Annotated in this window: 12 protein-coding genes; 10 read left to right on the top strand and 2 right to left on the bottom strand. The window is 37.2% G+C overall.

Going from position 1 to position 10,042, the window contains the following annotated elements; genetic code table 11:
- On the bottom strand, window positions 1–791 hold a 791-nt coding region (locus CDG79_RS36535), incomplete at its 3' end, for an NYN domain-containing protein (protein ID WP_143855694.1).
- Window positions 792–1,026: 235 nt separating this feature from the next.
- On the opposite strand from CDG79_RS36535, the gene CDG79_RS36530 reads away from it, so the two are divergent.
- The 5 genes from CDG79_RS36530 to CDG79_RS36510 all read left to right on the top strand — a co-directional run bounded on the left by CDG79_RS36530 (window position 1,027) and on the right by CDG79_RS36510 (window position 4,615).
- Window positions 1,027–1,599, top strand: coding sequence for a LabA-like NYN domain-containing protein (locus tag CDG79_RS36530; RefSeq protein ID WP_094346449.1), 573 nt, complete (start codon window positions 1,027–1,029; stop codon window positions 1,597–1,599).
- Between the two features lie 43 nt (window positions 1,600–1,642).
- Entirely contained in the window at window positions 1,643–2,020 is a 378-nt protein-coding gene (locus tag CDG79_RS36525) for a hypothetical protein (protein WP_094346448.1), read from the top strand.
- A 193-nt stretch (window positions 2,021–2,213) separates the two neighbouring features.
- Window positions 2,214–2,420 carry a hypothetical protein gene (locus tag CDG79_RS36520; protein ID WP_094346447.1) on the top strand — a complete coding sequence of 69 codons (207 nt, stop codon included), beginning with the start codon at window positions 2,214–2,216 and terminating at the stop codon, window positions 2,418–2,420.
- 50 nt (window positions 2,421–2,470) lie between these two features.
- Complete coding sequence (locus CDG79_RS36515; RefSeq protein WP_094346446.1) at window positions 2,471–2,956, top strand: hypothetical protein; 486 nt, start codon at window positions 2,471–2,473, stop codon at window positions 2,954–2,956.
- 276 nt (window positions 2,957–3,232) lie between these two features.
- Window positions 3,233–4,615: a HesA/MoeB/ThiF family protein gene (locus tag CDG79_RS36510; protein WP_223278566.1), complete on the top strand. Its 1,383-nt coding sequence runs from the start codon at window positions 3,233–3,235 to the stop codon at window positions 4,613–4,615.
- Window positions 4,616–4,793: 178 nt separating this feature from the next.
- Here CDG79_RS36510 and crn3 read toward each other — a convergent pair whose 3' ends face one another.
- Entirely contained in the window at window positions 4,794–6,023 is a 1,230-nt protein-coding gene (gene crn3, locus CDG79_RS43080) for a CRISPR-associated ring nuclease Crn3/Csx3 (protein WP_189525258.1), read from the bottom strand.
- Window positions 6,024–6,150: 127 nt separating this feature from the next.
- Here crn3 and CDG79_RS36500 point away from each other — a divergent pair, with 127 nt between their 5' ends.
- From CDG79_RS36500 to CDG79_RS36480, 5 genes are all read left to right on the top strand, one after another.
- Window positions 6,151–7,713: a TIGR03985 family CRISPR-associated protein gene (locus CDG79_RS36500; RefSeq protein WP_094346445.1), complete on the top strand. Its 1,563-nt coding sequence runs from the start codon at window positions 6,151–6,153 to the stop codon at window positions 7,711–7,713.
- A gap of 29 nt (window positions 7,714–7,742) precedes the next feature.
- Entirely contained in the window at window positions 7,743–8,324 is a 582-nt protein-coding gene (locus tag CDG79_RS36495) for an HD domain-containing protein (protein WP_189525257.1), read from the top strand.
- Window positions 8,325–8,496: 172 nt separating this feature from the next.
- Window positions 8,497–9,225 (top strand): hypothetical protein, encoded by a 729-nt coding sequence (locus CDG79_RS36490; RefSeq protein WP_094346444.1) that lies wholly within the window; start codon window positions 8,497–8,499, stop codon window positions 9,223–9,225.
- A 51-nt stretch (window positions 9,226–9,276) separates the two neighbouring features.
- Window positions 9,277–9,711 (top strand): hypothetical protein, encoded by a 435-nt coding sequence (locus tag CDG79_RS36485; RefSeq protein WP_094346443.1) that lies wholly within the window; start codon window positions 9,277–9,279, stop codon window positions 9,709–9,711.
- Window positions 9,712–9,720: 9 nt separating this feature from the next.
- Window positions 9,721–10,042: hypothetical protein (locus tag CDG79_RS36480; RefSeq protein ID WP_143855693.1), on the top strand; the 322-nt coding region annotated here is incomplete at its 3' end.

Raw genomic sequence — 10,042 nt, 5'->3', positions numbered from 1 at the left:
CTGACAAGAATCACATCATCTCCTTTTTTAACTTCGCCAATAATATCAACAGCGATTTTCACATCGTCACCGACAGTTTTAAAACTTTTACTATCAGGTCGCGCTAAGATAGGAAGCCCGATAACTTCATAACGCTGATATTTTAAATAATCAATAAACCGCCTTTGTCCATCATTCATAGGCGAATGAATACCAGTATAATATTTGAAATTAGTCCGAGTAGCATTTTGAGAAAGTTCTATCCGTAAAGCATCATAATCTAGCTCAATTTGCAATCCATCAACCGCAAAACTCAAATTATTACCATCTATATATACACGAGTCATAGACTCTTGAGATTGTGTCACAGATAAAACAGAATTTTTGTTCAAGTTGACCTTGATATTTTCTGGTTTTTGAGAAGCAGCTTTTTCATAAAAATCTAGTTTTTGCTCCAAAGTAGTAACTGTTGCTAAAACAACCTTTTGTTGATGCTGTAACTTTTGAATGTTAGCCAGATGAAGACGTTGACGAGTATCCTGAGTCTGAAATTTCTTACCCAGTTTATTTAGCTCGTTTTGCGTCTTTTCAAATTTAGTTTGCAGACAGATATTCTCTTGCTTAAAAGCAGTCAACTGTTTTTCCTTATCTGCATTGACTGAATTGAGTTTAACCATCACCCCTAGAGAAATAGCACCAAATCGAGTCAGTTCACCCAGGCCTCTAAGCATAGGTTGCTTGATAATTGAGCCAGTAATAATGCACCCAATAGAGAAACCTGCTGTCAGAGAAATTGCTTGATTTAGCTTCATATATTTATTTTGTGGTGTTAAATTTGCACAAAATCAAGATATCAAGTACATGGAAATCAGCCGTTCCAATCACGTCATAACTTTGTAGAGACGGCGATTTATCGCGTCTCTTGTCTTAGCCAAACAGTATTCATTGAATTCAGAATCCCAAAACAGACGAGGAAAGTACCCTTTCCAAGCATAGGTTTTAATAATTGACATACAAGCACAAACCCAAAAGCAATTCTTGCAATATATGGTAACAACTCGCCGCGTCATGATTCTTGCAGATGGTGATAATACCTTCTTAGCAGCACAAAGTTTTAATAGAAAAATAGACTGGCCAAAAATCCGTGACTATCTAGCCGACCCAAAAGAAGGAAGAGAACTAATTGAAATGGTGATTTATGTCGGTTTACCTCCAGCTAGAGAACGATTTGAAGAACAGCGAAAAACTAAAGAAAAATTTGTTTATTGGGCAAGAAGTAACGGTTTTCTAGTCGTTTCAAAAGAAGGTAAAGCCAAAGGAGATGATTACGAAACCAATATAGATGTTGTCATGGCTATGGATGCAATCCAATTAGCTTTAGAAGTTAAACCAGACATTGTTGTTTTAGTAACGGGAGATTCTGATTTTGCTTATTTAGCAGAGAAACTCAGAAGACGCGGGATACGAGTTGAAGTTGCTTCCGTAGAACAATCTTTAGGTAGTGAGTTAAAAAACTCTGCCAATAGTGTTGTTGATTTGATTGAAGTATTTGATAAATTTAACGCCCAAAATGGAAATCAAAATCTTCATCGAATTGGTAACTCGAATGTTTTTGATTAAGTAGTTATTAGTCATTTATCCAAATTCAATCAATGGGAGAATCATGCAAACAGTTAATGGAAAGTTAATCACGAAAGAGCAAGGTCAAATAGATGAAATACAACAGCAAACGGAAGGCATCATTCAACGCTACCAAAATTTAGAATCGCAGTTCACAGCTATTAATCAGCAAAAAGACGCGAAATATTTGCAGGAAGTAAACACTGTAAAAGTCTACCTACAAAAGTTAGATAAAAGATTGAATCTGTTGGAGCAGAATATCTCAAATCAAGCCAAAAACTTCTTATATCTTAAGATTGGCGTTGCTATTGGATTAGTCGGCTTATGGTTCTGGTTTGGCATGAATAATCAACCTGCACACCAGGAAAATAAACCTAAGAAATATACAGAGTCTATCCAACTACACCATCACTCAAATTGACCAAAAGAATGGGATACAAATCCCATGCTTCTAGCACGGATTTAAAGTAATGAGTAATGAGTAATGAGTGGATGAAAAATGGGTATTTACTCATTACTTATTACTCATTACTCCAGAATCACCGTGCGTTCACGGCGGGGAGTATGTCAATGGTAAATTCATCCACTAATTGTAAATAAACCGAGGAGATGTCATGAGAGCAGTTATCAATGGAAAACTGACTGATTTACCAGAAGGTGTCACAGTAGAAGATTTAAGAAAGAGATTACCAGAAATTGGTAATGATGACGTGATGGAAGAAGGATTTGGTGTAACTCGACCTCTAAAAAATACAGAAGCACTCAAAGAAGGTTCAAAAGTATGGACTGTTCCCAAAATTGTTAAAGGCTCTAGAATTTAGGATTTTACATTTTAATTTTTGTTTCAAATTAGGATTAATGGTGGTGAAATATGACAGTGACAATTAATCAAGAAAAATCCGGGTTTAAAGCAACTGCAAGATTGCTAGAAGAACTCAACATTTTAGAAAAGGTTGCCAAGAATATTATTGTTGGTAGCAAGACTATTAGCAATATGAAATATACAGCTATTTTAGTTAAAGGGATGCCGTTATCATCAAAAAAATTCACTGTTTCTAATAGTGATGTTTTGTTCTTATTACCACTAGATTATCCCAGACTTCCCCCCATTGGTTGCTATCTTAACTACCCTTGGAATACGACAGGAGAAGGAGACCATCACTTTACCAGACAAAGTTACTATGGAGCGCCATTTTTAAGCGATGAAGGATGGTACTGGTATTGCGTTGGACTGGGTGGAGGATTCAATCGAGAGGTTTGGCTCAATTCTTGGAAACCCACCAATCAGGCTGATAAAGGACATAATCTAGCTACATTATTTATCACTGCACGTCACGCAATTAACAGCGATGAGTAATTTGTCATTTGTCATTTGTCATTTGTCATTTGTCATTTGTCATTTGTTATTGGTCATTCTTTCTCAATTAATAACTAAGTAGTGGAGTGTAATTAAATATCAGATAATAACCTTACCTTCAATCCCTCTCCTTAGTAAGACTACCCTATACAAGTCCTTCTGACCCACTCTAACCCCCCCTTGGTAAGGGGGAGAACCGGATATTTCACCCCTATACCCTTCTTTTTGACTCACTTAATTTGGAATTAAACATCACTCATTGAGGGTAAAAATAACATGAAAACTCAGAAGCTAGCACCAGAAATTTCTCTACATATACCCCCACAAATGTGGCAGCAGTTTCGACAATCAATCATCAAGTCTCGGACTATGAATGAAGAAGTTATTGGTTTCTTTTTCTGCAAACGTCAGCAGATATCAAAAAATAAAATTCGCTATATTCCGAAAGCCTGGGTTGTTCCTTTGCCTGATTGTTACGAAGGTCAATCTGCAAGTGGATTAGTGTTAACACAAAAGTTTCACTGGCATCTACTCAAAAATTACCTAAATCAGGGATTACATGTGGTACATATACATACCCATGCTGGTGATATGAGTCCTGATTTTTCCTGTGTTGATGACCGTTACGAATCGGAATATTCTCGATTTATTGCATCGAGTTTCCCTAAAAAACCTCGTTTGATTTCTGGAGTATTTGACGAGTCGTTACAACAATCTCAATTTCGGATTTGGGATAAAAAAGGAGAAAGCTATCAGAGCATTAAATGCTATCAATCATGGTTGGAACTTTCAGAAAATAGAGAACTATTGAATAATCCAAACCAGCCAAATAATATAGAGTCAATGTTTGTGCGGCAGAAGATATTTGGTAATACTTGTCAAAAGCAGCTTAATGAACTCAAAGTTACTCTCATAGGCTGCGGTGGTATTGGTTCAATTTTTGCGGAATTATTAGGTCGTTTAGGCGTGAAAAACTGGGTATTAATCGACCCAGACCGTTTAGAAACAGTTAACCTGAATCGAATGCCTGGAGCTACACAAGAAATGGCTGACCAACGATGGTATAAAGTGGATTATGTCAAGTACTTAATTAAGAAAATCTATCAAACAGGTTCTTGTGTAAAAGCTATACCAACATCAATTGAACATGAATTAGCTCAACAAGAAATTGCTTCTTCCGATTTAATTGTTGTGGCTACAGACAATCATCTTTCTCGCCAAGTCGCCCAAGAAATAGCCTTGGAATATATGCGTCCTTTAGTTTGTCTTGGTACTCATATAGATGTTAATAAATTTGATAATACACCACGAATGTATTGTCGTGTTACTGTTCCGCCTTTGGGAGGTGGTTGGTGTTTGATGTGTGGGAACATTATTAATTTGCAAAGAGCAGCTTTAGAATCTGCACCTATTGAGATTAATCAAATGGCTGCTAATGGTGGTTATTTAGAAGGTATTAATGACCCCTCTGTTTTTTGGTTAAATAGCATTTGTGCTAGTACAGGCGTTGGCATAATTCATGGGATAGTGAGTGGTTTTCTAAATTTAGATGCTGGAATTGACTGGATTTATGAGTTTCCTGGTTCTGTTTGGCATAAAACAAATATAGAGCATTTAGAAACTCCTGATTGTTATTTTTGCTCATCAGCACTTGATTAAACAACAATTTCCCCTGCATTAATGCAGGGGAACAATTCAGTATTCGATAGTTGGTATATAAAAGAGGATAGATTTAAATACTGCTTGGTTAAGCCGAAAAAATAAAAATATGTAGGTTGGATTTAGGAACGAAACCCAACCTACAAATATTGTTAACCGAGCAGTATTGAGATAGATTTTATTCTCTAATTAATTTCATCACCTGTTCTACTAATTCCTGCGGTGCAGTTTCAGTTTCACCATAACGCCAAGGTCCTGCAATTATTTCTAAGTATGGTTCTCTATTGACGATTTTTACCTTTTTATCTTCAACGCTGTGGATTACTGCTAAAGGAATCAATTCCTCTTCAGTGTCAGTTTTGACTATTTGGAAGAATTTATGCCATTCGTCTACAGCCTCTTTAGAGTTACTAATAATAATGTAGTGAGTACAACTAGGCAACAATATTTTATCAGCTTCTCTGGGCATACCGCCTAGATCCACTAACACTAAATCTGTATATCTGCGAATTTCTTTGATTACTTCAGCTTGCTGAGAGAAATATTCTGCTGTATTCTCAGGCTTTTTGCGGCGTCCAGCAATTTTTGATAGTTCATTGGCTAGTTCTGGATTTGTACGCATCATCTGAGCAAACCAATCTCCTTCGCCATCCCATGTTGTTCGATGTAAATAAACTTTATTGTTCCAACCCATCTTTACTAGGGTTTCTTTCAAGGTGTAACCAAGAAGACTTTTACCACTATTCGGGGGGCCACCAAATACGATCGCGGGACAAGGCGATTTTGGTACTAACTTAAATTTATCACCTGGGACAAGTTTTGGACACTGGCTAACAACAACAACCGCTTCAGTAGTTCTTATGTTGTAGCAAGCTACCCATGAGGCTTGCTGACAACGCATCACTAAGTGAGTATAAAGCCATACCGGGGCTTGTCCCCATAAAACTATCTCTCTATTCCAGTTCAAATCACTAGGTAGAGTCAGTGAATCTAAAACTTGAGGGGAAATATCGACAGCATGAATTAATAAACACTGATAGCGATCGCCATCAACGGTAATTACTTCATTAACTTTTAATTCTAAATTACCATTGAGCAAATTGTTCTTCGTAGAGCCTTGAATTTGTCCTACTTCTACTGTCGGTGTCTGACTATGTACGACTATTGCGCCTTCAAGCTGAGGATAATAGCAGCCTACCCAAGCAGCATTCTGGCATTGATAAGCTAAGTAGCTGTAGAACCAGTTAGGGGCTTTACCATCAATGACTACTCCATAATTAAAGTCTATACCTTCTGGTAACTCTAATTTTTTTAGTATTTCTGCTGGAAGTTGATTTTCATAAGGAATTTCAATCTTTTGGTAAAATTCCCCCTCTGCATCATACTCATAAATCAGTTTAAGTGTCATTGATTAATTCCTTAACTTAGTTAACTGACTGGATTGACTATTGAGAGGATACCCAGATGATGGAAGATCGCCTTTCCGCTATTGGTGATAATAAATATAGCGATAAAAACATTTAGGTGTAAGGTTTATGTCTGCTAACTCTAATCAAATTTTTGATTATCCTCCAACCGTGGAATTACTAAGGAGTTTTTTGCCCTCCAAAGCAGTTTTATTAGAAGAAAATGCTTTGAAGAAAACGTGGAGAATATACATATATTTAAAAACTATATATGGTGATGGTATTAGTTTAGGAAATGATAAATATATTAACTCGCCTTTGGCTGGGAAAGATGCCACTTATGAGTTTAGTTTTTTAGAGTGGTTGAGCGAGCTTGAACTTTGCTTATCAAATCAGATACCAAAGCAGCTGAATCAGCCTAAGGTAAACAGTAATTCCAATAAAAAGCAAGAAAAAGCAGAACAACGAGATAAGGCAAAAGAAAATATCTATTTACTGCAACAACTTACTATTGAAGATATTTGGTATCAGATGTTTTATCTCCAAGAAGAACGAGACAAATGGATCGATGATTTTAAATATTTCTACAAAATTTCTGAGGCGGAAATTCAGCACTTATTACAGCTTCGCCCCTTCGATAGTCAAGGCGATAATTTCACAAATCAGACTCGTCTTTATCGGTTAGACTTCCAAATTAGTCTGGCTAATGCTGAAAAAACTCACTGGCTTAAAGCAATTTATGATTCGGATCAAAAACTAACAGGTAATTATTTTAAGGTCGATTCTTGGTTGCAGTTAATTCCTGAATTATTACAGGAAAATAATCATCAACGATTGAATAGCGAAGTCAATTCTGAGTATATAAATAATGAAGAACTGGCAGATTTTATTACTAGATTTGCTAAGAATACTCAAAAAAGACTACTTTTTGCGGCTGAATTTATTATGTCAGCAAACATTAAAAAGCAAAAATATAATGCTTTGATTAACACATTAGAATTGAATTGGTCTAAATCCGATTGTGTCAAGCCTTTAAAGATAACCTACAAGAAATTTCAAACCTCTCCAGTAATCACTACTATCATTTTTCCGGTAATTTTTTACTACATCAAACGTGGCCCTTATCTTTATGCCATTCGTCCTACAGAATTTGAGGATGAAAAATACTACTGGGAAGGTTATCGGTTAGATCGAATTCTGGATGTAGAAATATTAAATTGGGATAATCAACAGATTCCAGTCAAGTTACGCGAACTCAACGATGAAAATGAATTACCCACTCCTGAAGACGTAGAAGATTCTTTAGATGCTGATACTTTGGGTTATGCCTTTTGGAAAACTCAAAAAATGATGTTTGTGAGATTTGAACGCAATCATTATAGAAATTATATCCAGGATACTTCGCGGCAGAAAATATTCAAAGAAATTAACTTCCAAAACTTTCAGGAACTTAATAGCGATTTAGAGAGATTTTTCAATAACAAAGAGATTACCCTAATATTACAGTCTTTGCGGAGAGAGATTAATGAGAAATATGTCTTTTGTATAGCCAAGTTTTACGAAGAAGATATTGATGTTTTTTTGCGAATTTTAATTTGGGGTAAAAATGTCAAGGTTATTTTACCTTCTGAATTGAAAGATAAAATCTTTCAAGAGATTCAATCCACGATGAAACAGTATCAAGATAAATAGAAAGTGTGTACAGTGAAGAGGTTAGAGAGATGAATTTGAATTCTATTAACAAACCAAAGCTAACTAATCGTTTTGAAGAAGCATTAGTGTATGCAACTCAACTTCATGCTGAACAAGTGAGAAGAATTAGCGGTGTTCCTTACATTAGTCATTTGCTCAGTGTGACTGCATTGGTTCTAGAAGATGGGGGTAGTGAAGATGAAGCGATCGCAGCCTTACTCCATGATGCCATAGAAGATCAGGGTGGGAGAAGGATTGGTGAATTTATTCGTCAAAAATTTGGCGACAAAGTAGCAGATATTGTAGAAAGTTGCACCGAATCTGATATTGTTCCTCCCCCCCCTTGGAAAGAACGTAAACAAAAATATCTAGAAAACATTTCTCAGGGTTCACCAGAGGTTCTCAGGGTAGCACTCGCTGACAAAGTACACAACGCACGCTCAAATTTGACTGAATGGGATGTTTATGGAGATAAAGCTTGGAATCAAGAACAACGCCAGAGAACTCTTTGGTTTTATCGCTCAGTTATAGCCGTGGCGCAAACATTGACAGATTCCAGACTTTTAGAAGAATTAAGACGAATTGTGAAGCAATTAGAAGCTTTTGAGTAAGGACAAATAGAGTCACCCGCCTAGAACTAAAGTGTACTTCAGTAGACTAAAGATTTTTAGGTATATTTAGTCATCTTCAGATCACACCTATGAGCATGGAAATTCCCGTTTCCTAGAGGATGTCAAACTTGAAGAATAATTCAGAATTCTCAAAATTTAGGAGACAGCGATTATGAAACACTCTTTGCGTAAACAATCAAAAGAACGTTTTCCTATCTCTATTGAGCAGGTGCAGCAAGAAGTACCTTTCTGGAAATCTCCGTTAACTTGGCTTTGCGCTGTTGGTGGTGCGTTGCTAATTGGAGTTCCTCTGCTTATGGACGGGTTAACCCATCGGGTGAATAGTGGCTTCTTGGTGGATGTATCTCTGTCAAACCAACCTTACCAAACTTCCCTAGAGGGGCTTTGTCGCCAATATGTAGAGCATTTGGTGGAGGGTGATGTGCGTATTTTAGGGAAGTTTGCAGACCGGGTGACAATATTGAACAATCAGGAGTTTCAAGAGCGCGATCGCCTTTCCATACAAAACCAATGTAAACAGATTACCATACAGCCATCGGGAATTGGTCGAGTTCCTGGAACATCGTTAGTTGAGGCGCTCTCTCGTTTAGAAACGGAGATTGGGCATCAACAAAGCCAAGGTAATACTCGACCTGTGGCGGCGGTAGTCGTTATCCAAGCTGCCGAACTTGTCAATCACCAACAACAAGATTTTAGTGTGATTAAATCAAAGATTGAGTCCATTATCCACAAAGGTGGTGCAGTAGCGATTATTGGCGCGGATGTCGATTTACAGAGCCAATTAAGCCACCAGCTTAGTTCGGTTAAAAATACTCAAATTTGTACCTACTCTGACGGTCAAGCTTGTCTCGATTGGCTATTCCAAATCGCGCGGAAATAGACCTTTCCTAGTAGTGATTAAGATAATTGGAGTAGTTACAGGAACAAAGAAATGATCCCAGAAATCCCACCAAACCGCAAAGATAGACTTGAGCGCTGGCTGAAAATTTCGCCAAGAATTTTGTTCAGAATGCCAGACTTTGATAGAGCAAATATCATCGCAGCAATTAAAGAATATGCCGAATATAATTTAGCGAATTCGCAAATTGCTAAATATGATGCTGTGCGCTCTCGCCGGTTATCACGAAATAACCGACAGATTACCCAATTTATTGTTATTTTAGCAGGGGCTTTGACTTTTTCTGTAGCCCCTCAATTACTTGCTAAACAAGCAGGACGAGGCCCTTGGGCAATATCGGCGGGTTTGTTAGGCGGCGGATTAGCCAGTTTTTATGCTCATAGCAATGCAACTAAAGTGCTAACAGGAATTAAGCTGAAAAACAGCACCCAAAATACTCGCAAAACCATTTTAGATAACACAAAGTAAGGAGATTTTATGCTGGAAGAGAATTTTAATCAGTTTGAGCAAACCCTGGAAGACGTATATACTCAAAGTCAAAGTGAAAGGCTGAATGAGATTGAGGGAATCCATGATAGTAAACCAGAGAAAGAGGCACTGGTTATTAGTATATCCCTCAGTATTATTGAAGCAGGAGTTGCCTTTTATATGATTGCCTCGGCTGGTGTTTTTATTGCTTCAATGGTGAGCTTATTTCCTGTGGCTTTGCTTTGGGCGATCGCTAACCACCATGCCGATCAGGTAGAACTACCAGAAGCTTACGACGAACTAGTAGAAAAATATTATGCAACACTTCAAT

The organism is Nostoc sp. 'Peltigera membranacea cyanobiont' 232, assembly GCF_002245985.1.
Lineage (GTDB): Bacteria > Cyanobacteriota > Cyanobacteriia > Cyanobacteriales > Nostocaceae > Nostoc.
The sequence above is the reverse complement of the archived record's forward strand: the minus strand, read 5'-3'. Positions and strand labels throughout refer to the sequence as shown.